General features: G+C 70.6%; 22 protein-coding genes and 3 pseudogenes. 10 read left to right on the forward strand and 15 right to left on the reverse strand.

Annotated elements, in window-relative coordinates; all coding sequences use genetic code 11:
* Window positions 1–90: 90 nt before the first annotated feature.
* The gene (locus AB0D34_RS02345; protein ID WP_362655185.1) at window positions 91–1,737 is read left to right on the forward strand and encodes a hypothetical protein; all 1,647 of its coding nucleotides are present in this window, start codon (window positions 91–93) and stop codon (window positions 1,735–1,737) included.
* 7 nt (window positions 1,738–1,744) lie between these two features.
* Here the strand turns inward: AB0D34_RS02345 and AB0D34_RS02350 are convergent, their stop codons facing one another.
* The gene (locus tag AB0D34_RS02350) at window positions 1,745–2,743 is read right to left on the reverse strand and encodes an Lrp/AsnC family transcriptional regulator (RefSeq protein ID WP_362655188.1); all 999 of its coding nucleotides are present in this window, start codon (window positions 2,741–2,743) and stop codon (window positions 1,745–1,747) included.
* Window positions 2,744–2,893: 150 nt separating this feature from the next.
* Here AB0D34_RS02350 and AB0D34_RS02355 point away from each other — a divergent pair, with 150 nt between their 5' ends.
* Window positions 2,894–4,534 carry an MFS transporter gene (locus AB0D34_RS02355; protein ID WP_362655191.1) on the forward strand — a complete coding sequence of 547 codons (1,641 nt, stop codon included), beginning with the start codon at window positions 2,894–2,896 and terminating at the stop codon, window positions 4,532–4,534.
* 101 nt (window positions 4,535–4,635) lie between these two features.
* Window positions 4,636–6,369 carry a glycoside hydrolase family 15 protein gene (locus AB0D34_RS02360; protein WP_362655194.1) on the forward strand — a complete coding sequence of 578 codons (1,734 nt, stop codon included), beginning with the start codon at window positions 4,636–4,638 and terminating at the stop codon, window positions 6,367–6,369.
* A 48-nt stretch (window positions 6,370–6,417) separates the two neighbouring features.
* Here the strand turns inward: AB0D34_RS02360 and AB0D34_RS02365 are convergent, their stop codons facing one another.
* Complete coding sequence (locus AB0D34_RS02365) at window positions 6,418–6,795, reverse strand: DUF6479 family protein (protein WP_362655197.1); 378 nt, start codon at window positions 6,793–6,795, stop codon at window positions 6,418–6,420.
* Between the two features lie 96 nt (window positions 6,796–6,891).
* Here AB0D34_RS02365 and AB0D34_RS02370 point away from each other — a divergent pair, with 96 nt between their 5' ends.
* A complete protein-coding gene (locus tag AB0D34_RS02370) occupies window positions 6,892–7,266 on the forward strand; it encodes a ferredoxin (RefSeq protein ID WP_362655200.1) in 375 nt (124 codons plus the stop codon).
* Window positions 7,267–7,362: 96 nt separating this feature from the next.
* Window positions 7,363–8,541: an acyl-CoA dehydrogenase family protein gene (locus AB0D34_RS02375; protein ID WP_362655203.1), complete on the forward strand. Its 1,179-nt coding sequence runs from the start codon at window positions 7,363–7,365 to the stop codon at window positions 8,539–8,541.
* Between the two features lie 97 nt (window positions 8,542–8,638).
* Here AB0D34_RS02375 and AB0D34_RS02380 read toward each other — a convergent pair whose 3' ends face one another.
* From AB0D34_RS02380 to AB0D34_RS02425, 10 genes and pseudogenes are all read right to left on the reverse strand, one after another.
* Entirely contained in the window at window positions 8,639–9,517 is an 879-nt protein-coding gene (locus tag AB0D34_RS02380) for a potassium channel family protein (protein ID WP_362655206.1), read from the reverse strand.
* A 31-nt stretch (window positions 9,518–9,548) separates the two neighbouring features.
* A pseudogene (locus AB0D34_RS02385) lies at window positions 9,549–9,833 on the reverse strand (glycoside hydrolase family 65 protein); the annotation flags it as partial.
* A gap of 20 nt (window positions 9,834–9,853) precedes the next feature.
* Window positions 9,854–10,198 (reverse strand): annotated as a pseudogene (locus AB0D34_RS02390) (universal stress protein); the annotation flags it as partial.
* Window positions 10,199–10,408: 210 nt separating this feature from the next.
* Window positions 10,409–11,401 carry a nitroreductase family protein gene (locus tag AB0D34_RS02395; RefSeq protein ID WP_362655209.1) on the reverse strand — a complete coding sequence of 331 codons (993 nt, stop codon included), beginning with the start codon at window positions 11,399–11,401 and terminating at the stop codon, window positions 10,409–10,411.
* A 62-nt stretch (window positions 11,402–11,463) separates the two neighbouring features.
* Window positions 11,464–12,372: a pyridoxamine 5'-phosphate oxidase family protein gene (locus AB0D34_RS02400; RefSeq protein WP_362655211.1), complete on the reverse strand. Its 909-nt coding sequence runs from the start codon at window positions 12,370–12,372 to the stop codon at window positions 11,464–11,466.
* A 123-nt stretch (window positions 12,373–12,495) separates the two neighbouring features.
* A complete protein-coding gene (locus tag AB0D34_RS02405; RefSeq protein ID WP_362655213.1) occupies window positions 12,496–12,678 on the reverse strand; it encodes a hypothetical protein in 183 nt (60 codons plus the stop codon).
* The gene (locus AB0D34_RS02410) at window positions 12,675–12,962 is read right to left on the reverse strand and encodes a DUF1876 domain-containing protein (RefSeq protein ID WP_362655216.1); all 288 of its coding nucleotides are present in this window, start codon (window positions 12,960–12,962) and stop codon (window positions 12,675–12,677) included. Before AB0D34_RS02410 ends, AB0D34_RS02405 begins: the two co-directional genes overlap by 4 nt.
* An 11-nt stretch (window positions 12,963–12,973) precedes the next feature.
* A complete protein-coding gene (locus AB0D34_RS02415; protein ID WP_362655218.1) occupies window positions 12,974–14,362 on the reverse strand; it encodes a nicotinate phosphoribosyltransferase in 1,389 nt (462 codons plus the stop codon).
* 39 nt (window positions 14,363–14,401) lie between these two features.
* Window positions 14,402–14,893: a hypothetical protein gene (locus AB0D34_RS02420; RefSeq protein ID WP_362655221.1), complete on the reverse strand. Its 492-nt coding sequence runs from the start codon at window positions 14,891–14,893 to the stop codon at window positions 14,402–14,404.
* Window positions 14,894–15,000: 107 nt separating this feature from the next.
* Window positions 15,001–15,162, reverse strand: coding sequence for a hypothetical protein (locus AB0D34_RS02425; protein WP_362655224.1), 162 nt, complete (start codon window positions 15,160–15,162; stop codon window positions 15,001–15,003).
* 211 nt (window positions 15,163–15,373) lie between these two features.
* Here AB0D34_RS02425 and AB0D34_RS02430 point away from each other — a divergent pair, with 211 nt between their 5' ends.
* On the forward strand, window positions 15,374–16,237 hold the full coding sequence (locus AB0D34_RS02430; protein ID WP_362655227.1) for a universal stress protein: 864 nt from the start codon (window positions 15,374–15,376) through the stop codon (window positions 16,235–16,237).
* Window positions 16,238–16,632: 395 nt separating this feature from the next.
* Window positions 16,633–17,658: a 6-phosphofructokinase gene (locus AB0D34_RS02435; protein WP_362655230.1), complete on the forward strand. Its 1,026-nt coding sequence runs from the start codon at window positions 16,633–16,635 to the stop codon at window positions 17,656–17,658.
* A 45-nt stretch (window positions 17,659–17,703) separates the two neighbouring features.
* On the opposite strand, the gene AB0D34_RS02440 is transcribed toward AB0D34_RS02435, so the two are convergent.
* From AB0D34_RS02440 to AB0D34_RS02450, 3 genes and pseudogenes are all read right to left on the reverse strand, one after another.
* Window positions 17,704–18,594, reverse strand: coding sequence for a universal stress protein (locus tag AB0D34_RS02440; RefSeq protein ID WP_362655233.1), 891 nt, complete (start codon window positions 18,592–18,594; stop codon window positions 17,704–17,706).
* 243 nt (window positions 18,595–18,837) lie between these two features.
* Window positions 18,838–19,281, reverse strand: coding sequence for a CBS domain-containing protein (locus AB0D34_RS02445; protein ID WP_362655236.1), 444 nt, complete (start codon window positions 19,279–19,281; stop codon window positions 18,838–18,840).
* 314 nt (window positions 19,282–19,595) lie between these two features.
* Window positions 19,596–19,802 (reverse strand): annotated as a pseudogene (locus tag AB0D34_RS02450) (hypothetical protein); the annotation flags it as partial.
* A gap of 32 nt (window positions 19,803–19,834) precedes the next feature.
* Between AB0D34_RS02450 and AB0D34_RS02455 the strand changes: the two are divergent.
* The 3 genes from AB0D34_RS02455 to AB0D34_RS02465 all read left to right on the forward strand — a co-directional run bounded on the left by AB0D34_RS02455 (window position 19,835) and on the right by AB0D34_RS02465 (window position 23,905).
* Window positions 19,835–21,901: a glycosyl hydrolase family 65 protein gene (locus AB0D34_RS02455; protein ID WP_362655238.1), complete on the forward strand. Its 2,067-nt coding sequence runs from the start codon at window positions 19,835–19,837 to the stop codon at window positions 21,899–21,901.
* Window positions 21,902–21,921: 20 nt separating this feature from the next.
* Window positions 21,922–22,065 (forward strand): hypothetical protein, encoded by a 144-nt coding sequence (locus tag AB0D34_RS02460; protein ID WP_362655240.1) that lies wholly within the window; start codon window positions 21,922–21,924, stop codon window positions 22,063–22,065.
* Between the two features lie 997 nt (window positions 22,066–23,062).
* The gene (locus AB0D34_RS02465; RefSeq protein WP_362655243.1) at window positions 23,063–23,905 is read left to right on the forward strand and encodes an oxygenase MpaB family protein; all 843 of its coding nucleotides are present in this window, start codon (window positions 23,063–23,065) and stop codon (window positions 23,903–23,905) included.
* The last annotated feature ends 50 nt before the right edge of the window (window positions 23,906–23,955 follow it).

A 23,955-nucleotide genomic window follows, 5' to 3' on the forward strand; every position in this document is an offset into this window, starting at 1 on the left:
TGTCGGGCGAGAGCGCGCGATCAAGAATCGATCAGCAGTCGGCGCCACCCGACCCCATGAGGGCGCCGGACCACTGAACGGAGAGCCCCCATGCCGGCTGCTGTCGCGCTGCCCCCTGCCCCGGCGGACCGAGTCCTAACGAGCGGCCCATGGCGGAGACGGCGGCTGCGCCCGCATCTGCGCCGCCACCGGGTCCCCCTGCTCGCCACCGTGACCATGCTGCCGCTGTACCTGGTCTGGGCCTTCTTCCGGGCCAACGGCGGCGGCGACCTCGCGGCGCAGGAGACCTGGGCGCGCTTCGCCGTCGAGCACGGTGACTCGGCGTACGGCCTGTTCTGGTTCGGCGGTGCCCACACGGCCAACTACAGCCTGATCTCGCCGTATCTGATGGGCTTCTTCGGCGTCCGTACGGTCGCCGTCGTCTCCGGGCTGGCCGCCGGCTGGCTGGCCTCGGTCCTCCTGCTGCGGTGCGGTGTCCGGCGGCCGCTGGCGCCCGCCCTGCTGGCCGCGTTCGGGCTGTGGACCGACGTGGCGGCGGGCCGTACGACCTTCGCGCTCGGCGTAGCCCTCGGGCTGGGGGCCTGTGTGCTGCTGGTGGGGGAGCGGCGGGCGGTCCTCGCGGCGGGGTACGCGCTGCTGGCGACGGCGGCGAGCCCGGTCGCGGGGCTGTTCCTGGTCACGGCGGGCGCGGCCTACGTCCTGACACGTGACCGGGTCCGGGGTGCGGCCCTGGGCCTCCCGCCGTTCGCCGTGGTCGCGGGCACCACCCTGCTGTTCCCCTTCCACGGACAGGAGCCCATGGCGGCGGGGCGGGTCCTGTGGCCCTGCCTGCTCGGTACGGCCGTCGCCGTGCTGGCGCCGCGCGGCTGGCGAGTGCTGCGGCTGGGCGGCGCCGTCTACGCCGTCGGGGTCGTGCTGTCGTATCTGATCCCCTCGCCGATCGGGGCCAACGTGGAGCGGCTCGCGCTGCTCTTCGCACCGGCCGCGCTGCTCGCGGCACTGCTGTCGACGCACCACCGGGCCCGGGTCCGGCGCGGCGCTCTCGCCTTCGCACTGGTGGGCTCCCTGTTCTGGCTGGGCTCGGGCACCCCCGTCTCCTTCCTGCGCGGCAGCGCCGAGGTCCCCGCGTGGGCCGCCGACAGCCACAGTGTCGTGCGGGCACTGCACCGGCTCGGTGCCGACCGCGCCCGCGTGGAGGCCGTCCCCACCGGCGACCACCGCGAGGCGGCCCTGCTCTCCCCGTACGTCAATCTCGCCCGTGGCTGGAACACCCAACTGGACATGCAGCGCGGCCGGTTCTTCTACGACGGTACGTTCTCCGCCGCCAAGTACCGGGCCTGGCTGGATCGGTGGGCCGTCGGATACGTGGCCCTTCCGGACACCGAGCCCGACCGTTACGGGGAGGCGGAAGCGCTGCTGGTGCGGAGCCGGCCTGCGTGGCTGGAGCCTGTGTGGAGCGATGCGCACTGGCGGGTGTACCGGGTGCGGGACGCGGTGCCGCTGGTGTCGGGAGCCGCCCGTGTGATTCGGACCTCGGACGCCGAACTCGACGTACGGATGCCGGAACCCGGGTCGGTGACCGTGCGGGTCGCGTACTCGCCGTGGCTGCGGGTCACGGGCGGATGCCTCAGCGAACAGGGGGAGTTCACGCGGCTGACGGTCCCCGAGGCGGGGGTGTACCGGATCGGCTCGGCCTATCTCCCCTCGGAACCGGCGTCGGACACGGAGGGGTGCTGAGCCGGTCTCACGCCGGTCCCGCAGGGATCAGCCTGCCGTGCGAGATGAGCGACGCGGCCTGCTTGAGACGGCGGACGCGGATGCTGACGCCGTAGGCGTCGATGCCGGGGACGGCGGCCATCCGTGTGGTGAGGTAGCGGTAGAAGTCCTGTGCGTCACGGCAGTTGACGATGACCATGACGTTGTGATCGCCGCTCATGGCACCGGCGAACGCCACTTCGTCGTGGCCCGCCAACTCCTCGCCGACCCGGTGGAGACGGGCCGGGGCGACGCGCAGCCAGAGGGTGGCGTTGAGATGGTGGCCCAGGCGCTCGGGGAGCAGGTCGATGTCGTAGGAGAGAACGCCCGAGGACTCCAGGGCGTCCACCCTGCGGGCGACGCGGGCCTTGGACCAGCCCGTGAGTTCGGCGAGCCGTGTGTGGGTGGTACGGCCGTCCTCGGCCAGGGCGTCGAGGAGCGGGGTGTCCTCGGCGGTGGGCGGGTCGTGCGGGCCGGGGGTGGGCGCGGGCGGCCGGTCCGCGGTGAGCAGGTCCACTTGGTCGGGGGCGAGGTGACCGCCGTATCCGCTCCATTCGGAGTTGCCCTTGGTGCCGAACTGGTGGATCAGCAGGTCGATGCTGACGTCCAGCACCGAGGCCGCCTTGGGCAGTTGCCGCAGCAGGATGTCCTCGCGGTGGGCGTCGACCGGTGAGTGGATCACGCAGATGATCTCCGAACCGCCGGAGGCGAGACCGAGGTAGGCGATGTCGGACCGGCGGGTGAGGGCGTCCGCGAGCGGGGTGACCCGGTCGGGGCGGCAGCGGATGCGGGTGATCCAGCGCGCCAGCCCCTGCGCCTCCGGGTTGACCAGGCCCACCACCCGCATCACACCCTCGCGCCGCAGGGCCTGGTAGCGGCGGGCCGCGGTCTGCTCCGACACACCGGCGACCTCGCCGATGAGCCGGAACGAGGCGCGCGGGGAGTAGTGCAGCGCGCGGAGGATTTTCCTGTCGATCTCGTCGGCCATGAGAGAACTCTGGCAGAGCCGGCGACTCGGATGGAGGTTTGTGCTCACTTCGGACCGTGGCGTTGGGATCCGTTCCGGTGTCGCCGATGCTGGGGCGCCTGAGCACCAGTGAACGACCGCGGCGCGCGTCGCCGTAGAGGAGAGTCCCCCGTGAATGTCACGACCCCGGCAAGCGGGCCGGCCGATCGGCGGGCGGCCACGTTCGTCATGGCCTGCCTCGGCGTGTTCGTCGCCTATCTGCCGGTCACCACGGTCGCCGTCAGCCTGCCCGCCATCCAGTCGGCGCTGGACGCGACGACCGCCCAACTGTCATGGGTCCAGGACGCGTTCGTCCTGCCCATGGCCGCGTTCATCCTGACCGCCGGGGTCGTCGGCGACGTCCACGGGCGCAAGAAGGTGTTCCTGGCCGGGCTGCTGTTCTCCGCGGCCGGTGCCGCCGTCGCGCTCTCGGCGCAGTCGGTGCAGGTGCTGTGGATCGGCCAGGCCCTCGCCGGACTCGGCGCGGCCACGCTGCTGCCCACCACACTCGCGCTGATCAGCCACGCGGTGCCCGACCACCGTGAGCGCGGCAGGTTCATCGGCCTGTGGGCCACCGCGCTCATGCTGGCGCTGGCCGTCGGCCCGATCGTCGCCGGTGTGATTCTCGACCACTTCTCCTGGCGCTGGATCTACCTGCTGGCGATCCCCGCCTCACTCCTCGCGACCGTCGCCGCCGCCCGGCTGCTGACCGACTCGCGCGCGCCTTTCGAGCGACGCCTCGACTGGCCCGGGCAGATCACCGCCACGGTGGCGGTCACCGCCCTGGTCTACGGCGTCATCGAGGGCGGAGCGGACTCCTTCACGGAGCCGAAGGTGCTGGTGGCGCTCGCGGTGGCCGTCGTGGGAGGCGTCGCCTTCGTGCTCGCCGAGCGGCGCAGTGACAGTCCGATGCTCGACCTCGCGCTGTTCCGGAGTCCGGCCTTCACCGCCACCACCTTGGTCGCGATGATCACCTTCCTGGGGTTGATCGGGTTCTTCTTCCTGCTCAGCCTCTACTTCGGGCTCGTGCAGCGGCTCGACACCCTGGAGGCGGGCTGGCGGATGCTGGTGGTGACCGTGTGCGCCATCCTGGTCGGCGGGCCCGTGGGACGGCTCATGCACCGGGTCTCCGCGCGCGTTCTGATCACGGGCGGTCTGCTCGTCGTGTCCGCCTCGCTGTTCTCGCTCACCGGCATCGACGCGGACACCTCCTTCCTGTCCCTCGCCTGGCGGCTGGCGCCGCTGGGACTCGGCCTCGGGGCCGTCATGACCCCGATGACGGCGACGGCCGTGGCCTCCGTGCCGCACCACCTCGCCGGTATGGCCGCGGCGGGCAACAACGCGTTCCGGCAGGTCGGCGGAGCGCTCGGACCGGCCGTCCTGGGGGCGTTGCTGACCACCCGGGCCCTTGACACCCTTCCCGGTCGTCTGGCCGACGCCGGGGTGACCGGGACGGCGAGCGAACGGGCCCTCGCGGCCGCGGACCAGGGGGGACTGGGCGCGGTCGCCGGGATCGACCTCGGGGCGGACACGGGGCGGGTCATGGGCGCCCTGGGCGAGGCCTTCCTGGACGGGCTGCGGCTGTGCCTCATGGTCGCCGGATCACTGACGATGCTGGCCGCGGTGGTGGCGCTCGTGCTGCTGCGTCGGCCTCGCGGCGGGGGTGTGGGGCACACGCGGGTCGCCGCGTCGAGTTCGGCGGGCGGGGCGGTGGGCGGTGGGGTGGCCGTGGTGGCGGGAAGCGACGGGGGAGAGGGGCGGCGGCAGGTCTGAGTGACCGGCCGGGAGTTCTGAGGGTCTGAGGGTTCCCGGTTCACCCACCGTGCCGTACGCCCCCGCCGTTGACCTCCCCGCCCCCTGGGTACCCGTACGCCATGATCACCCCCTTCCCGCCGCACGCGCTGCACGACTACGCGCTGCTGGCCGACGGAGAGCGCGGGGCGCTCATCGGGCCCGACGGGGCCATCGGCTGGCTCTGCGCGCCCACCTGGCACGACGACGCGGTGTTCGCCGCGCTCGTCGGCGGGCGGGGCGCGTACGCCATCACCCCCAGCGGCCGGTACGTCTTCGGCGGCTACTACGAAGAGGGCTCGCTGATCTGGCGCAGCCGCTGGGTCACCGACGGCGGAGTCGTCGAGTGCCGTGAGGCGCTGGCCTTTCCCGGCGACCCGGACCGGCTCGTACTGCTGCGACAGCTGAGGGCGGTCGACGGACCCGCCCACCTCTCGGTCGTGCTGGAGCCCCACAGTGACTACGGCGCGGCCCCGATCGACTCCGTGCGCCGCGGCGACGACGGGGTGTGGGAGCTGCGTACCGGAAGGCACCGCCTGCGCTGGCAGGGCGCCGCGCACGCCGTCGCCGACGAACGCGGCCTGACCGCCGACATCGCGCTCGAACCCGGCGAGCGGCACGACCTCGTGCTGGAGTGCGCCGTATCGTCACTGCCCGCCGAGCCGCCGCGGCCGGAGCGGGCCTGGGCGGCCACCGAGGCGGCCTGGCGCGAGACGGTCCCCGCACTCGACGGCACGGTCGCCCCCGGCGACGCGCGGCGGGCGTACGCCGTCCTGCGCGGCCTCACCACCCAGGGCGGCGGCATGGTCGCGGCGGCCACCACCAGCCTCCCCGAGCGCGCCGAGGCAGGCCGGAACTACGACTACCGGTACGTGTGGATCCGCGACCAGAGCTACGCCGGACAGGCCGCGGCCGCTGTCGGGGCCCACGATCTGCTGGACGCCGCGGTCGGCTTCGTCACCGCACGTCTGCACGCGGACGGGGCACGTCTGGTCCCCGCCTACACCGTGCACGGCGATCCGGTTCCCGCCCAGCGCGATCTCGACCTCCCCGGCTACCCGGGTGGCTTCGACCGCGTCGGCAACCAGGTGGGTGACCAGTTCCAGCTCGACTGCTTCGGCGAGGCCCTGCTGCTGCTCGCGGCCGCCGAACGCCACGGGCGGCTCGACGAGAGCCACTGGAAGGCCGCGGAGATCGCCGTACGGGCCGTCGAGGACCGCTGGCGTCAACCGGACGCGGGGATCTGGGAGTTGGACGAACAACACTGGACCCACAGCAGGCTCATCTGCGTCGCGGGCCTGCGAGCCGTGGCCGCCGCGGCACCCCGTCACCCGCTCGCCGAGACCTGCACCGGCCTGGCCGACACCCTTCTCGACTCGGCCGAGCGGACCTGTCTCCACCCCGCCGGGCACTGGCAGCGCACCCCCGAGGACCCGTCGCTGGACGCCGCTCTGCTGCTGCCCGGTGTACGGGGTGCCCTGCCCGCCGAGGACCCGCGCACCCGGGCCACCCTCGCCGCATGCCGTCGCGAACTGGCCGACGACCACTTCCTCTACCGCTTCCGTCACGACGAGCGGCCGTTGGAGGAGGCCGAGGGCGCCTTCGTGCTGTGCGGGTTCGTCATGGCGCTCGCCGAGCACCAGCAGGGCCGGACCGTCGAGGCGTACCGCTGGTTCGAACGCAACCGCGGCGCCTGTGGGGCCTCCGGCCTGTACGCCGAGGAGTTCGACATCGCCCAGCGTCAGCTGCGCGGCAACCTCCCGCAGGCCTTCGTCCACGCACTGCTGCTGGAGGCGGCCGCCCGGCTCGGTGAGTGACCGGGCGCCCGCCTCCAGCAGGCAGTGCGCGGCAAGGGGCCGTGGGCGTCAACCGGGCCCCGGCCCGCCGCTCCCGAACGAGCCGCTGCCGCCCTCGTTCCAACGAGGCCGTTCTCGCGACGGGCCCGTCCGGGTCGGGCTGTTGCCGTGGTTCGGCAGTTCATGAGGGGTCAGCCGGGTCTCGCCCCTGGGCACCTCGTCGGGTTCCCGGTTCTCCCTGACCTCACGGACCGGACCGCTCTCCGGCAGCCTCGGCTGCTCCTCGGGGGACGGCGGGCGCGACTCGCGGCGCCTGACGCGGGAGCCCAGGAAGAAGGCGCCGATCAGGACCGCCACGACCACCACACCCGCGACGATCACCCCGGCCGCGAGAGCGCCCCGGCCCGCGGCCATGTCCATCCATTCGGTGTTCACGGCTTGGTTCATGCCACGCGAGTACCCCTGGCACCCGGGGTGAACCGAGCAGACCAGGCGGTGCGGAAACCCGGGTTTGGCCGCTCCGCGTGCGGCTACTCGCCCCGTGTGACGACGACAACTTCCCAGCAGGAGCTCTTCCGCTTCCTGGAGGACCGGTTCGCGTGCGCCCAGGCCTGCACCGAGTGCGCACGGGCCTGCGCGCTGCGCGCGAGCCTGGTCGATCCGGACGGGACCGAGGAGCAGGAACTACTGCGCCGCAAGAGCATCATGTGCGCGGAGGTGTGCGACGCGACCTGCCGTGTGCTGTCCGAGGAGAACCATCTCGACGAGGCCGGCATCCGCGTCCAGCTGGAGTGGTGCCGCTCGGTCTGCCTGGAGTGCGCGCAGGTCCTCGACCGGCACGCCGGCACCGAGGACGCGGCGAAGGCGTGCCGCGAGTGCGCCCAGGCGTGCACGGACTTCATGGCGACCCTGGTCTGAAAAGACCACTGTGCACGACGCCTGACCGTTCCCAATTTCTGGAACACGTTCTACGGTGTGCGCCGTCAGGACCGGTCCCGGGAGCCTGGAGGCGCCGTGCATCTCGACCACACGCCCGAGCAGCAGCTGCTGCGCACCGAACTGCGCGCCTACTTCGCCGACCTGGTCCCGGACAACGCACACGCCCGCTTCACCGACCGGGACGCCCAGAAGCGCTTCTACCGCGACACCATCCGCCGCCTCGGCACCGACGGCTGGCTCGGCGTCGGCTGGCCCCAGGAGTACGGCGGCCGCGGTCTGACCGCGATGGAACAGTTCATCTTCTTCGACGAGGCCGCCCAGGCCGGCGTACCGCTGCCGCTGATGGCCCTGAACACCGTCGGGCCGACGATCATGCGGTACGGCACCGAGGAGCAGAAGTCCTGGTTCCTGCCGCGCATCCTCTCCGGCGAGATCGACTTCGCGATCGGCTACAGCGAGCCGGACGCGGGCACCGACCTGGCCTCCCTGAAGACGCGCGCCGTACGGGACGGCGACGAGTACGTCGTCAACGGCCACAAGATCTGGACCACCAACGGCGACACCGCCGACTGGGTCTGGCTCGCCGTGCGCACCGACCCGGACGCCCCGCCGCACAAGGGCATCACCATGCTCCTGATGCCGACGACCGACCCCGGCTACTCGTGTACGGTGATCAACACCCTCGCCTCGCACGACACCACGGCCAGCTACTACGAGAACGTCCGCGTCCCCGTCTCGCACCGGGTCGGCGCGGAGAACCAGGGCTGGCGGCTGATCACCAACCAGCTCAACCACGAGCGCGTCACCCTCGCCGCCCACGGCACCATGGCGATCCGCGCCCTGCAGAACGTCCAGCAGTGGGCCATGGAGACCAAGCTCGCCGACGGCCGCCGTGTGATCGACCTGCCGTGGGTGCGCCGCCGCCTCGCCCAGACCCACACGAAGCTCGACGCGCTCAAGCTCCTCAACTGGCGGATGGTGAACGCCGTCCAGGACGGCACCCTCACCCCGCAGGACGCCTCCGCGGTCAAGGTGTACGGCTCCGAGGCCCGCCGGGACGCCTACGCGTGGCTCATGGAGATCGTCGCGGCGGCCGGCGCGCTGAAGGAGGGCTCGGTGGGCGACGTCCTCCACGGCGAACTGGAGCGCGGGTACCGCTCGGCGGTGATCTTCACCTTCGGCGGTGGCAACAACGAGATCCAGCGGGAGATCATCTCGTGGATCGGTCTGGGTATGCCGCGGGTGCGGCGTTGACCTGCTGTGACGAGGATTGCACGAGTTCTTCGTACCTGGCGGCGAGGCAGGGGTTTTCGGGCGTAGCCAGGTGCGCGTCGTTGCCACCCTTGCTCGCTCACGGCTGAGCTCCGTCGCGGCCGTGGTCGGCGGAGTACGCGGCGAACACTTCCGTCGGCGGGCCGCCCGTACGGAGGAAACGCTGGTCGAGGATGTCGGCGAGGTCTTTCAGCGCCCCGGCGAGCAGCGTGCCGGCCAGTCGCACCTCCGGCCGTCCAGCCGCCTCCCCGCGCTGGGCCAGCACGGCGGCGTAACCGATCATGGCCGCCAGCGACGAATGGTCCTCCCCGTCATGGAAGTAGTACGCCTCGGCGTACTGGGTGAAGTCGATGCGGATCCGCACGACTTCGGTGGACAGGCTGTCCAGCAGCAGTGCCCCCGCGGTGCAGTCGATCTGCCGTGTTGCCGGATCCGCGTCGCGCAGCAGAGCCAGTCGGACGGCCAGGACCCTCCTGCGGGTCAGCGCCGGGTAGATCTCCAGCACCCAGGAGACGGTGGCTGTCAGGAGGGCGAAACCGACGAGGGCTTCGAGCGGTGAGACCAGACGGAGCCACCCATCGGCAGGCGCGATGTCGCCCAACCCGAGGGTGGCCACCGTGACGAGCGACAGGTACAGGGAGTCGAGCAGCGCCGGCTCCTGGGCCGCCCTGGAACCGGGGGAGAAGGTGAAAGCCCCTGGCATGTGGGGCCAGTAGACGATCGCCCAGCCAAGGACCACCATGACGGCCCACATGCCCACGACAGTCACCATTGCGAGCGGCCCGACGAGCCCGACCACGCGCCCGGGTGCACGGAAACGCCGGGCGAGTCGCCACAGCGCTGTCATCACGAGGCGGCTCAGGCCACCGTGGCGGGTGGGGTGCCACAGCGTATGGAACAGATCCCGCAGGGTGACCATGACGAGCGCGGCGCCGACCAGCGACACCAACCACTTCATTCGTGTCTCCCTAGGGCTCGTCTCATGAGACGCGAATCTGGTAGTGCTCCGTCTCCGGCTCGAACACCGCGAGGTCCACCCAGAAGCGGGCGATCTGCAGGAGCATCTCCGCACCCTTGGTGTGCAGGTATTCGGTGTCGCCGGTGGCCTCGCAGTACTGCCACACGTTGTACGCGATCACCGATCCGACGCGCCCCGAACGGGGGTTGAGATGCCACTCCTGGGTCTCCTCGCGGCCATCGCTGCCGCTCTGCCAGGGGTACATCGCCCCGGCCCGGCCGATCGCGGCGCCGGTTTCACAGGCCCGCGGGCGGCGAACGGTACGGCACCCGTACCGCCGGTCGCATCTCCGACTCCGACCACGACCCGGCCAACGGACCCTCGAACGTTGCGCTCCTCGCCTCGGACGACGATGACCGGGCACATGGCGGGGGCCGCCACCGTGAGGCTGACCGCCCCCAGCAGCAGCCCGGCGACCTCGCCACGCCCTCGAGCGCCCGTGACCAGGGCGAACGCCTCGGAACCGGCGCTCGACACCTTCACCTCGGGGTCGCGAAGCTGGGTGCGTTCCACGCAGGACGCGCGCTCTTACAGGGAGGCATGGACCAGCCGCAGCGGCAGCCCGTGGCGTGCCGGCCGATCCGTCGACGCCCACGACAAGCGGGAGTTCCACGAGGCCACCGCCTTCCGTCCCGTTGTTTGGCAGACCCCCTGTGACTACCGTCGCATCGCCCAGGCCGTGCCGCGACATACGGGCCAGCGCTCGGATTGGACGGTTGCGGGCCGGGTCGCCGGTGCTGCACCACGTCCTCCATGCCCAGCAGATCCAGCACTGTCCGAACTCGGCAGGGAGGCCTGGCGACCGCTGATGAGCTCACGACCGCTCCTGGGTCAGGGCTCGATGTCGAGTACCTCCGACACAGGGCGGCGCGGCGTGCCGGGACCGGTGGGGCCGTAGCCCAGGCGCAGCAGGACCTGTGTGTAGCCCGTCCCGGTCATGGGATCGCGCACCGGCCAGCGCAGGTCCGTCCATTCGAGAGGCTGGGTCACGAAGGAGCTGGCGAGGCCCTCGCGGGTGGCCAGCAGCAGGACGCGTTCCATCGCCTGGCCGGCGCGGAGCCAGTCCTCCGGGCGGTCGTGATCCGTGCTGATGAGAGCCAGTTGAGGGTTCTGCTCGAAGTCCGCCGCGTCACGTCCCGCCACCTGCCGGGGGCCCGCGAAGTCGCGCATGGGTGCCTTGCCCCCGCGCTTGCGCGGCCCGAAGGCGTAGTGCGGGACTCCGTCGTCGGCGGTGCGCACCGACGGGGCGTCGATACGCGTCCACCGGGCCAGGTCCTGGTCGCTGCCGAGGTCGGTGATGTTGCGTGCCTCGGCTTCCTGAACGAGTTCCAGCACTTCCCGCAGATGCCATGAGTCGGGGAACGTAAGTGCCGCTCCCTCTACGCGAGCACTCGCGGCGAGAGCCGCCCGCACGGGCTCGGGGATCTGTCTCTCCTCGAACGGGTGGCGGCTGCTGTGCCGTTGGCGGATCGCCGGACACAGCGCGCCGAGGCCGCTCACACCGCCCGTACGGCTGGCCAGCCGCACGCTCGCGAGGAGGGCCCGGTCGGTGAGGTCGGGCAGTAGCCGGGTTTCCGAATGCCAGCCCGCGTGGGCGATGCCGGCCCTCAGGTTCAACAGGGCGGCACCGCAGCCGAGATGAAGGCCGCGGGTATCGGGGTCGGAGTGCGGCATGGCGCGCTCGAAGTCGGCCCACACCTCGAAAGCGCGGTTGCGCCGGAGATAACGGAAGCGCCAGGGCTGCACGTTGTGCATCGACGGCGCGGCCACCGCGTCGCGTACCACGGCGGCCACCCATTCGTCGGACGGTGCTGGCTGGCTCATCGGAACACCCTTCGAGAGCCGTCGGGACGGGAGCGCTCTTCAGTTGGCCCGCGACTGCCTGGTCATCCATCGGCTGGAGTGATGCGGTGGCCCGTGAGGTGTGCGGGCCGGATCGACACCCACATCTCGCGTTCACCGCCCGGCCATGGCGTGGTGTGGGAGTGTTCGGTGAGCCTGCGGACGGCGTCAGGCTCCGTCACGACGCTCGCGGGGCCGACGACGAGGACACTCCAGCCCTGACTCAGGGCCTCGTCCATGTGATCGACCTCGAAGGCGACCTCGGCTCCGACGGCTGCCGCGGGTGTGGAGTCCGGCGCGGTCCGGAAGACGATCGCGTCATCCACGACGTCGTAGTTGACCGGAACGACCGCCGGGCGGCCGTCAGGCGCTGACACCGCGACGCGCCCCACGCCGTGGGTGGAGAGCAACGTGCGGCATTCCTCCGGGCCGATGTCCCGCAGCTGAGGATGCAGCAGTGCCTGTCCTTGGCCGGGTGGCAGATCCATTCCTCCGCCGCGCAGCGTGGTGACGGTGGTGCCCAGCGCGTCGGCCAGCCTGATGAGGGTCGCCATACTCGGGTCGGCAGTCTGTGACTCCAGGTACTCCAGGTAACCGGGGGACATTCGGGCGCGGCGGGCCGTCTCCTCGCGGCTGAGCTGCTGCCTGTGGCGTTCGACGGCCACGCGTCGGCCGATGTCACCGGGGCCGGGTGCCCTGGGCGGTATGGCCTCCGCCTCGGCCGTGCCGTAGCCGGAGGGGGCGTGGGTGCTCCTGGGCTGTCCGTGTTCGAGAGGGCAGATGTGTGCGTCGGGCCCGGGGAACACGAGCGTCACTTCGTCCGTGTCCGACCAGCGCACGTCGTAAGGAGGCGTTCCGTCCTCGTGATGGAGCCCGACGATCTCGCCGTCACGTTTGGCGGCGCCGGTCGTCGTGCGTTCGATGACGAGTTGATCGCCGAGGTGAGCTCTCATGACGCCGCCCTCTCCTCAGAATGGTGCTGTATCCAACGTGCCACGCGCGACGGGCGGCCGCACGGGACCGATCAGCCTGGGAGGCTGCTGCCTCGCCTCGCTCCCGCACGGCCGTCCACCGACTCAGCCGGTGTGACGGTTCTGCCGGCGGACCGCCCCGCTGTGTTCCTTCTGCCCGGCGACCTCCACGGTGATCTGGTCCTTGCCCACTCCCGGCCACTCCAGTTCCACCGGGTAGGCGTCCTCGGTGTCCTCGATGCCAGACCGGTCCCCTTGACTTCCGCCTTGGGGGTCGCTGTCGGTCACGTGGGCCACCCGGTGACCTCCCTGCCGCGTGGCCGCTGTGCGCCCATGCCCTCGATGTCGCGCTCGGCGGTCTTCAGCAGCTGCCGGGCCAGGTCGTTCATGGCCCGGCCCGCGGCCAGTTCGTCGCCGATCTCCGGCACGTTCCCGTCCGCCGGGTGGCAGTGCGCGGTGCCGTGACCGGTGAGCTCTGCGGTGCCGGTGTCCAGGATCAGATGTGCCTTGGTCGTACCCTCGTCGTCCTCGAACAGGTGAAGACGAACCTTCCATTCCAACGTATGCGGCATCTTTTCTCCCCTTACCTTGGTACGGACCGCTGCGATCCGGATGCGGCGTGTTCTGAGCTCGGGGGTACGTAGGGAGCCGACGTCCGCTCGTCGATGCGGCGGCGGACGGAGCGGGCGAGGGCGCCCAGCCGCTCGGAGTTCGTCGCGCGGGGTGCGACCGGGGCCCGAGTGCGGCGGGCGGCCGGCGGTAGTCCGGCCAGATCCGCGACGAATCTCTTCCGGCAGTCGTCGAGCGTGGGCCTGCTGCCGGTACGCTGCCCGCCGCGCATCACGGTCTCCAGCATGGGGCTGCCGTCGCCGGTCGATCGCTCGTCGGCGAGACTGATGACGTCGGCGTATGCCGTGCGGCGGAACACCTGCTTGGGGCCGGGTGCGGTCACTTTCGCCGACGACAGCTTCATTACCGGCCGGCCGTCGTATTCCACCATCTTGTACGCGGAGTCCAGGAACGGGGCGTCGGAGGAGACCCCGACGCGGGTGCCGACGGCGTAGGCGTCGATGGGTGCCCCGGAGCCGACCAGGTCCTCCACGGCGTACTCGTCGAGACCGCCGCTGGCGATGATCCGCACGTCCGGCAGACCCGCGTCGTCGAGCAGGGAGCGGGCTCGGGCCGCCAGGCTCCCGAGGTCGCCACTGTCCAGACGTATGGCTGAGCCGGGTCCGCGGTCGAGATCCCGCAACACGCGGGCCGCGACGCGGACCCCTTCCTCAGTGTCGTAGGTGTCCACCAGCAGGGTCACCGGGCCGGGGTGGGACCGGGCGAAGGCGCGGAACGCGTCCTCCTCCGTGGCGAACGCCTCCACGAAGGAGTGGGCCATCGTGCCAACGGCGGGGATGCCCTCAGCGGTGGCCGCGGCTACGTTGCTGGTCCCGGCGAAGCCGACCATGGCGCCCAGGCGAGCAGCCTGGAACCCCGCCTGCGGCCCGTGGGAGCGCCGCAAGGAGAAGTCGACGACCGGATGACCGGCCGCCGCGACGACACAGCGCGCGGCCTTCGAAGCCATCGTCGTCTGATGGCTTAGTTGGTTGAGCACATACGTCTCCACCAACTGCGCCTGCGGAAGCGGTGCGGTCACCTCCAGCAGCGGCTCACCCGCGAGCACGATCCGTCCCTCCGGCACCGCCCGCACCTGGCCGGTGAACGTCAGGCCCAGTAGAGGCTCAAGATCCTCTCCAGGCCGGTGCAGGGCTGCGGCGAAGGCATCGATGTCCTCCGCGCCCACATTCAGGTCGCCCAGGTAGTCGAGTGCCGACTCGAGCCCCGCCGCCACCAGGAATCCCCGCTCAGGGGGAAGATCGCGGATGAAGAGGCTGAACGTGGCTGGGGCGGTCATCCCCTCGTGTAGGTAGGACATGGCCATCGTGACTTCGTACAGATCGATGGTTGTCGCTTTGGACATCGGTGTCGCCTCCTCGGCTTCTGGCCGGCCCTGTGTCCGTCACGGACGGAAGGGCGCGGACCACCGGGGTTCCACCAGACGCCATTCGGCGTCCCATTGCGCGTACCTTCTCCGGTCCAGGACCAGGCGGATGCCCGCCCAGACCGCATAGGATCCGGCGCCCACGCCGAACGCCGCCATACCGCCCACCAGCCAGCCACTGGTCGTCGCGTTGAGCGTGGTCGTCGGCGGATCGGTGACTTGTCCGTCGCGGGTCACCCACACCCGTACGGTGGAGCCCTTGGGAGTTCCCGGCTTCACCAGGGCCGCTCCCGTCCGTACGACACCGTTGAGGTCGGTCCAGCGAACAGGCGCCGGTCGCTTCACCCAGTCGCCACCCTGGGCGGTCGACGTCAGCCGGGCGGTGACCTGGTGCCGTTCCGCTGCCTGGGTCCGCACAGTGCGCATCGAAGCCTCGTGCGCTGTCAGTCCCGCGCTGACGGCAGCTGCCGGCAGCCCGAGGACCAGAACGACCATCAGAACACGGCGCATCCAGCACTCGAACGTGTCGGACGCACGCCTCAGGGAGTTGCCGCCCCTGGCCGCGTGATTGCCGCGCCTCGGCGGCTGACCGGGTGTGCACGGCGAACCTTGTGTGCTCATGACGCGCCGGCACTGATCACGTCGGAAGGCTCGCGGTCACCGGCAGCCGAATGCAGGTGGAGCGACAGACTGTGCCGGGCCGCCTCGGCGGCGGCCAAGTCCACCGCCTCCAGGCTCCATTCGGATCGGTCGATGCCGACCACCAAGGGAATCGCCACCGCACCCGTCTCCTCTCGTGGTGGGTGCCGCGTGCCTGGCCTTCCTCCCCTCTACGGCTCCACATGCGCCAGGGGGGATATTGGGGTACTCCTCGAAGGAGAGAAGCACCGCGCTCGGCATGTCGGCGACGTCCTGAGCATGCACGCCATCGGACTCGTTCACCGTCACCCACCGTCGTATCCAGTTTCGTACGGGACGGAGGCCGCCGCCATGCAGCCAGTCATCACCGTGGGCCTCGACGGCTCACCCGAGAGCCTCGCCGCAGCCCGCTGGGCCGCCGACGAGGCCGACAAGCGCAAACTCACGCTGCGCCTGCTGCACGCGTGGCCACTGCTGGCGCCGGAACCGGCCCGCGTCCCTTCGGAGGTCGATCAGAACTACTGGGCGAAGCGCTTCGTCCACACCGCGCGCGCGGAACTGGAATCCAGCCACCCGGGTCTGACCGTCATCGGAAGCCTGGTGGCCGAGGACGCCGGGAAGGCCCTGCTCCAGGCGGCGTCGGAATCCGAGCTGATCGTGCTCGGCTCACGGGGGCTGGACTCCGTCGGGAGCTACTTCCTGGGTGACGTCAGCATGCCGGTCGTGGCCCGGACGGAGCGGCCGGTGGTCCTGGTCCGCACCGGATACGGGACCGCGCAGCCGACGCCGGCGAGCCGTGTGGTCGTGGCATTGAAACTCCACGGATCCAGCGACGAACTGCTCGACTTCGCCTTCCACACCGCCGCGGTCAGGGAGGTTCCGCTCCTGGCCGTGCACGGCCGAAGCGTGCCGCTTCACGCGCGCGTGCCCTGGGGCGTGGACCACGCCGTCAGCGAAGAGATGACAGGCGAGGCGCAGCAGGAGTTGAGCAAGGCCCTCCACCGCTGGCGCGAGAAGTACCCGCAGGTGGACGCGGCCCACGCCATCCGGCTCGAGACTCCCGCGAAGGCCGTCGTGCATGCTGCCGAAGGCGCCGCGCTGCTCGTCGTCGGCCGGCGCACACACCGGCACGACGTGGCACCCCACCTGGGCCACGTGACCCATGCCGCCATCCATCACGGACGCTGCCCCGTCGCCGTCGTCCCTCATGCCTGAGCCCGGCCACCAGGGGCCACCGCCCCCGCGCGCGGAGGTGTGCGAGACCCACACCGCGATCGTGTTCTTCGCCGGAGACCGCGCCTTCACGCACGCGGCGCGCCAGGACGCGTGCGAACGCGAAGTCGCTCTCAACCGCCGCTTCGCCCCGACGTCTATCTTCCCGACCCGAACAATGCCGTACCGCTGGCGGTCGACGGCTCGCCGGTGGGCGAGAACGTCGCTGAGTCCGCCTTCACCGAGCGACGAGCGACCCGTCTGGATCGTGCGTACGCCGAGTGGCCACTGCGGACCGAACGGAGGGAGTCTGGAGGGGGCGATCCAAGTTCCGGAAGCTGTTTCAATCGCCGGGAAGGCTGCCACCAGGTCGGGTGACCAGCTGATGGGAGAAGGCCATGAGGGTTGGAGTGCTGACCGGCGGCGGTGACTGTCCCGGCCTCAACGCCGTGATCCGCAGCGTCGTCCGCAAGGGCATCCAGGAGTACGGCATTGACTTCGTCGGTCTGCGAGACGGCTGGCTCGGACCGCTCCAGGACAAGGTGATGCCGCTCGACATCCCCAGCGTGCGCGGAATCCTCCCCCGCGGCGGAACCATCCTCGGCTCCTCCCGCACCAACCCGTTCAAGCACGAGGACGGCCTGCGGCGTGTGCAGGACACCCTTGCGGCGCACGGAGTGGACGCGCTCATCGTGATCGGTGGCGAGGACACGCTCGGTGTCGCCACCGAGCTGAGTCGTGAGGGGATCAATCTGGTCGGTGTACCGAAGACCATCGACAACGACGTGTCCGGCACCGATTACACCTTCGGCTTCGACACCGCCGTCGGCATCGCGACCGAAGCCATTGACCGCCTCCACACGACGGCTGAGTCGCACATGCGCACCCTGGTGGTCGAGGTGATGGGACGGCACTCCGGGTGGATCGCACTGCATGCCGGCATCGCGGGCGGCGCCAACGCGATCCTCATCCCGGAGCAGCCGTTCGACATCGATCAGGTCTGCGCGTGGGTGCAGAGCCGATTTGAGATCAACTATGCGCCGATCGTCGTGGTGGCGGAGGGAGCTGTCCCCCATGAGGGACACCTCATGCTCAAGGACCAGGCGTTGGACGAGTTCGGCCATGTGCGGCTGTCCGGCATCGGCGAGTGGCTGGCCCAGGAGATCTCGGAGCGCACGGGCACGGACGCCCGCACCACGGTCCTGGGGCACATCCAGCGCGGCGGGACGCCGAGCGCCTTCGACCGGTGGCTGGCCACGCGCTTCGGGCTGCACGCCGTCGACGCGGTCAAGGACGGTGACTTCGGCAAGATGGTGGCCCTGCACGGCACGCAGATCGTCCGGGTTCCGCTCGCCGATGCCACAGAGACGACCAAGAAGGTCGATCCGTCGCTCTACGCCGAGTTCGAGGTGTTCTTCGGCTGATCCCCAGGCACTCGCCGGATCGCCATCGGACCTGCTGGTCGACCGTCAGCCCACGTGTGGGACGACTGCCACCGGGCAGCGGGCGTGGTGCAGTACGGCGTGGGTGATGGGCCCCATTCTGCCCTCGACCGCCTGCGGATCGGTACGGCGGCCCACGACGAGCAGCTCCGAGCCGCGGGACGTGTTCAAGAGCGCTTCGGCGGGGTGGAGCAGCACGACGTCGGAGCGGACCGTCACCCGCGGGTACTTCTCCTGCCACGCGCGCAGGGCGTCGGAAAGCTGCAAGACCTCCTGATCCTCCCAGGTGGCACGGTCCTCCTCGGTCACCGCCAGAGTCCGGGGATACACGGAGTCGGCAGGAAGGGCCCATGCCTGGACCACCCGCAGATGTGCTCCCCGTGCCTCAGCGGCAGAGAAGGCGAAGTCCGCCGTTTCGCTGACCGGGTGATGCGCGTCGAACCCCAACACCGCCTGGGCGGCGCCGCGTGCTGCGGGTCTCCCTTCTCGCAAGGCGCCGGCGCGCTGTGGGGGCACCAACACGACAGGGCAGGGGGCTGCCATGGCCATCCGCAGGGCCACCGAGCCGACTGCGAGCCCGTCGAAGCCGCCCGCGCCCCGGGTGCCGACCACGAGGATCCCGGCAGTGCGTGCCGCAGCGAGGAGTGCCGAGGACGGTGCGTCATCGGCCTGTTCACTCCGTACTGCGAGGTCCGGGTAGCGTTCGCTGAGGTCGGCAACCGCCCGCTGGAGCAGCTGCTCACTCACGCGACGCAACCTGTTCACCGCCGGGAGCGGCACGGCGGCGCCCGGCAGTGGTGGGGAGGCATGTATCAGGCGCAGCTGAACGCCACGCAGCGCAGCCTCACGCGCCGCCCAGTCGGCTGCCACCGAACTGTGCGCGGACCCGTCGATACCCGCCAGCACAGGGCCACCCATCGTGTCCTCCTTCGCCGGGCGTGGACCTCCGCAGGAGAACCGCTCAGCCCCTGCCTTTTCCCTTCCACTGTTCCACGGCGCGAATGCGATGGCGTCTGCAAGACCCCGGCAAGCTACCTCGCTGGACTCCGTCTGCGCGCTTCGATGACCTGGATCGAAGAAAACCGGTGGGCGGTGTCCTCGGGGCTGCTGTCGAAGGCGAGGGCCGCTTCGGGCGTCGGCCCGTTGAGCAGGGCGGATGGTTCACCGCCCGGGTGCATCAGCTGTGGTCTCGCTCCCGGCGCGGAGGTGATGCGTGACGTCGACGACACCGTCGACGCTCTCGGCCAGGCGTACCGCGATGGGGATGAGACTTTCCTGCGGCACGGTGGCGCTGAGTGTCACCCTTCCGTCGGCGACCCGGACGGCGACCGTGCCGGGGCGCAGACCGATGCTCCGGGTCAGGACGTCCGTCGTGATCTCCTCCTGGACCGATATGTCTCGCCGCAGGAAGACGCGCAACAGGTCACCTCGGCTGACGATGCCCACCAGCCGGCCGACGTCATCCACGACGGGCAGCCGCTTGACGTGGTGGTGGGCCATGGCACGGGCCGCCTCCACGACCGACCACTGTGGCTGCGCCGTGACGACAACGTCGCTGGGGTCCCCCTCTGGGGGAGTGCGTGCCAGGCCCCGCGCCGCCGGCATGATCCGCCGGACAGGCCCTGGTCATCAGACCCTCGGCGGCCCTCATCGTCCTCGTCCGGGGCAATCTCAACACCCACCGGGCCGCCGGGCCGCGTCAGTATGCCGCTGAACGCGACTGGCTCACCATCGTGCAACTGCCCTCTTGTGCAACTGGGACTTGAAACTGCAGACGGCGTCTGGTCGCTGTTACGGCGAGGTCCGCCGGCCTGCCCGCTTCTGAAGAAAGTGCGGTGGAGGAGTGCGCCCACGATCTCGACCAGCGGATCGACCTGGCTGGGGTCCGTCGTTGAGGAGCACCGCAGCCACCAGGTTCTTCAGGCGCTTCCCCGCAGCAGGGGCTCGTTGCTGCGGGGTGAGGTGGGTCCCTCGGGCCCGTACCCGAGGCGGATCACCATCTGTGCGTGAGAGGGACGGGCATCCGCCGATGGAGCCAGTTCTTCGCGCAGGTCGGGCCATTCCAGTCCTTGGTGCAGGAGGGACGCCCGGACTCCGTTGGCGGTGGCGACGAGGAGGATCCGTTGGGCAGGAGTGGATCACGCCGGACACCGCGGAGGTGCTCGACCACCGGCACGTCCTGGATCTGTCCTGTGGGCTGCTGGAGCGCAGGACGCGGTTCGGGCTCGGTGCGGGGCGGGTCTTGACCGTGCGGCAGCAGCGGCTGGTACACATGGCCGATCCCCATCTGGCCGCCCTGCGCACAGAGTTCACCCCCGACGGCTTCGCGGGTGAACTGGAGGTCGAGGCCGCGCTCGACGGGAGCGTCACCAACGCGGGGGTGACCCGCTACCGGGACCTGGACGGCCGTCATCTGACCCACGTGCACACGGGTACCGTCGCCCCCGACACCGTGTGGCTGCGCTGCCGTACCCGCACCTCGGACATCCGCATCGCACTGGCTGCCCGACTGACCGCGGACGAGCCGGTGTCGGACGGGCACGAACCTTCGCGCGCCGTCCAGCGAACGCGCCTGCAGTTGACGCCGGGCCGGACCGCCACAGTCGACAAGACGGTCGCTGTGCATACCTCGCACGACCCCGCGATCAGCGACCCATTGCGCGCCGCCATCGACCGCGTGGTCGCGGCGCCTGGATTCGACGATCTGCTGGAGACACACCTGACCGCATGGGACCAGCTGTGGCGGCGAGCCGACCTCGAAGTGCCCGGGGAGGCCGGCCGCATCCTTCGACTGCACCTCTTCCACGTTCTGCAGACCCTCTCCCCGCATACAGCGGACCTGGACGTGGGAGTCCCGGCGCGAGGACTGCACGGCGAGGCGTACCGCGGCCATGTCTTCTGGGACGAGCTGTTCGTCCTGCCCTACCTCAACCTGCACTTCCCCGAGGTGTCCCGTGCTCTGCTCCGCTACCGCCACCGCCGCCTCGACCAGGCCCGCGCCATCGGCCGGCGCGGCGCCCTGTACCCGTGGCAGAGCGGCAGCGACGGCCGTGAGGAGACACAGGAGCTCCATCTCAATCCCCGTTCAGGCCGCTGGCTTCCGGATCACTCCCGGCTCCAGCACCACGTCGGATCGGCGATCGCGTACAACGTCTGGCGGTACTGCGAGGCCAGCGGTGACACGGAGTTCCTGCACACCAAGGGTGCCGAAATGCTCCTGCAGATCGCCCGCTTCTGGGCCGACTCCGCCACCTGGGACGACCAACTGGAGCGCCACCGCATCAAGGGCGTAGTCGGCCCGGACGAATACCACGAGGCCTATCCGGACGCACCGGAACCGGGCCTCGACGACAACGCGTACACCAACGTCACCGCCGCCTGGGTCCTCACCCGCACCCTGGAGCTGTTGCGCACGCTGCCCGAACCCCGGCGGCGCGAACTCGCCGAGCGCACCGGCCTGGACGACGGTGAACTCGAACAGTGGGAGGACGTCTCACGCACTCTGCACGTGCCCTTCCACGAAGGTGTCATCAGCCAGTTCGAGGGCTACGGCGACCTCGCCGAACTCGACTGGGACGGCTACCGCAAGCGGTACGACGACATCCGCCGCCTGGACCGGATCCTGGAGGCGGAGGGCGACATGGTCAACCGCTACCAGGCGTCGAAACAGGCCGACGTCCTGATGCTCGGCTACCTCCTCTCACCGGCCGAACTCCGCTCCCTCTTCGGACGGTTGGGCCTCCGGTTGGACGAGGAGACATGGCATCGCACGGTCGACTACTACCTGCGCCGCACCAGCCACGGCTCCACCCTCAGCGGCCTGGTCCACGGCTGGGTGCTGGCCCGGGCGCGACGTGCGGAGTCCTGGACGTACTGCCAGGAGGCCCTGCGCGGGGACATCGCCGACCTGCAGGGAGGCACCACCGGAGAGGGCATCCACCTGGGCGCCATGGCCGGAACCCTCGACCTCGTCCAGCGCGGCCTGACCGGCCTGGAGACCCGCTCTGGCGCCCTGTGGCTCGACCCGGTGCCGCTGCCCGAACTGTCGTCGTACGGATTCTGCCTCCGCTACCAGGGGCACTGGGGTGTCCGGCTGCGCCTGGAACACAGCTGCCTGAAGATCGAGGTCCCCTCGTCCGACCGCTCACCGATCGACATCCGACTGCCCGACCGCGCGGTCAGTGTGGAGCCGGGCGAGACCTGCCGACTGGTTCTTCCGGACTGACCTCGCCGTCCTGCCCCGGCGTGGCTGTCCGCGAGAACCTGCACGAGGGTCGTCCCGCACACGTCCTGGTACGGGCGGCGAACGGGGCCGGTCTGCTGGTCGTGGGGCGCCGCAGGCGCCGTGGCGCCGTCGGCTCGTACACCGGCACGGTGGCCATGACCTGATCCACCATGTGACTCGGCCGGTCGCGCTGGTGCCGCACGACTGACGATCGTGGGCCGCGCCGACGGTCCACGACCGCTCATCAGGAAGGCCGGCGGTCGAGGTGTACCGGTATCCCACGACATAAGCGGCCAGGGAACGGTCCACCGTTAGAGCGTCTTGATCGCTGTTGGCGTGCTGTTCTACCGCGCCCTCAGCCACGGCGCCGTCCGACCGCGCACAGGTGACACGTCCGCTGCAGCGGCCGGCCGAGGACAGGGCCGGACGTCGGGCTTGGGGGACCGTCCGGCCCTGTCGGGGCGTCACGTTGCGGCCGGTGGAAAGCGCGGCGCGGGAGGCAGACCGGCACGGGGTGGGTCTCCGCCTGGCATACGCTCTTGTGTGGCAACCGGCTCATGTCCGCCGGGCGTTCCACCGTGGGACCGGGGCGGGGCCGGGCTGCGCGGTGCGGTCAACGGCGCGCTGACCGAGGCCGAGCGCCGGGCTCGCCGTACGGCGCCCTGTGTGAACGTCACGAAGGAAGTCCTTACGGGCGAACCCGTGACAGGGCTGGAGGCCGAATCCCGCGAGGCCTCGTCCCGTCGTGTTGGTCGGCGACCACACCCGTCCGTGGTGTGAACCTGGTGGTGCTGGACACGACGAAGACGGGAAAGGCCTCCCGGCACCAGGAGTTCACCGATGCTCTGTCGTCACGCCCGCGTCCGCCGCGGAATCCGTTGAGCACTTGTGGAAGCGAACACCGAATCCCCGCTTGTCGTGGTCGACGCGCAGGACCGTCCGGGCGGCACTCCGTCACGCGGACTCACTCGTGGGGGTCAGACAGGGTCCGACGCCGAAGGGCGCGGTTTGGATGGTGGGGGCGCTGTACAGATACGGGCTTCAACAGCCCGTGCACCGGATACTCCCCTTGCTCCCAGCGAATCACCCCGTGACCTGCGATTCAGCGCAGGTCACGAACGTTCCCTAGTGTCAACTATCGATCCTGGTCATACTGCGGTCATGGGTGATCCCGGGCTGTTCACACCGAAGTCGGTGACGTGGCAGGTGCACGGCGACCCGATGATGTGGGTCGCCGGCATCCGTGCGCTGTATCTCCAGGCCCTGCACCCGCGTGCCGTGCGCGGGGTCACGCAGAACTCCGACTTCCGGCGCGACGCCTGGGGTCGGCTGATGCGCACCGCTCACTTCGTCGGTACGACGACGTACGGCACCACCGAGGCCGCAGAGAAGGCCGGCGCCCGGGTCCGGAAGATCCACACCATGCTGGGAGCGACCGACCCCGACACCGGTGAGCGCTACGGCGTCGACGAACCCGAACTCCTGCTGTGGGTGCACTGCGCCGAGATCGACTCCTACCTCCAGGTCGCCCGCCGCTCCGGGTTCCGCCTCACCGAGGAGCAGGCCGACCGCTACATCGCCGAACACCGGGTCAGTGCCCGTCTGGTGGGCCTGGACCCCGACACCGTACCGGCGAACCAGGCCGAGATGGCCGCCTACTTCGAGAAGGTGCTGCCCGAACTCGCCGCTACGCCCGAGGCCCGCGAGGTGGACGACTTCCTCCTCCGTCCCCCGACGCACCCCCTCCTCGTCCCGGCGCGCGAGGTGCTGTGGCGGCGCGTGGCGCACCTGGCGTACGCCGCCCTGCCGCCGTACGCCCACGAGTTGTACGGCAGGAAAGCCCCCGAACCCACCACCGTCACCCGCCAGTTGCGTGTCACCGGCACCCTGCTGCGCTGCATCCCCGCACGTCTGCGCTGGCAACTCCCTCCCAAACACATCCTGCGGGCCATGGCCCGGCTCGGCCCGGGCTCCCGGCCCGCCCCGTACAAACTCGGACGATAGCTCGCCATACTGGTCGAGCCAGGGGAGGGCGGGGCGAACTTCGACGGGGG

This window comes from Streptomyces sp. NPDC048420 (assembly GCF_040651535.1).
GTDB lineage: Bacteria > Actinomycetota > Actinomycetes > Streptomycetales > Streptomycetaceae > Streptomyces.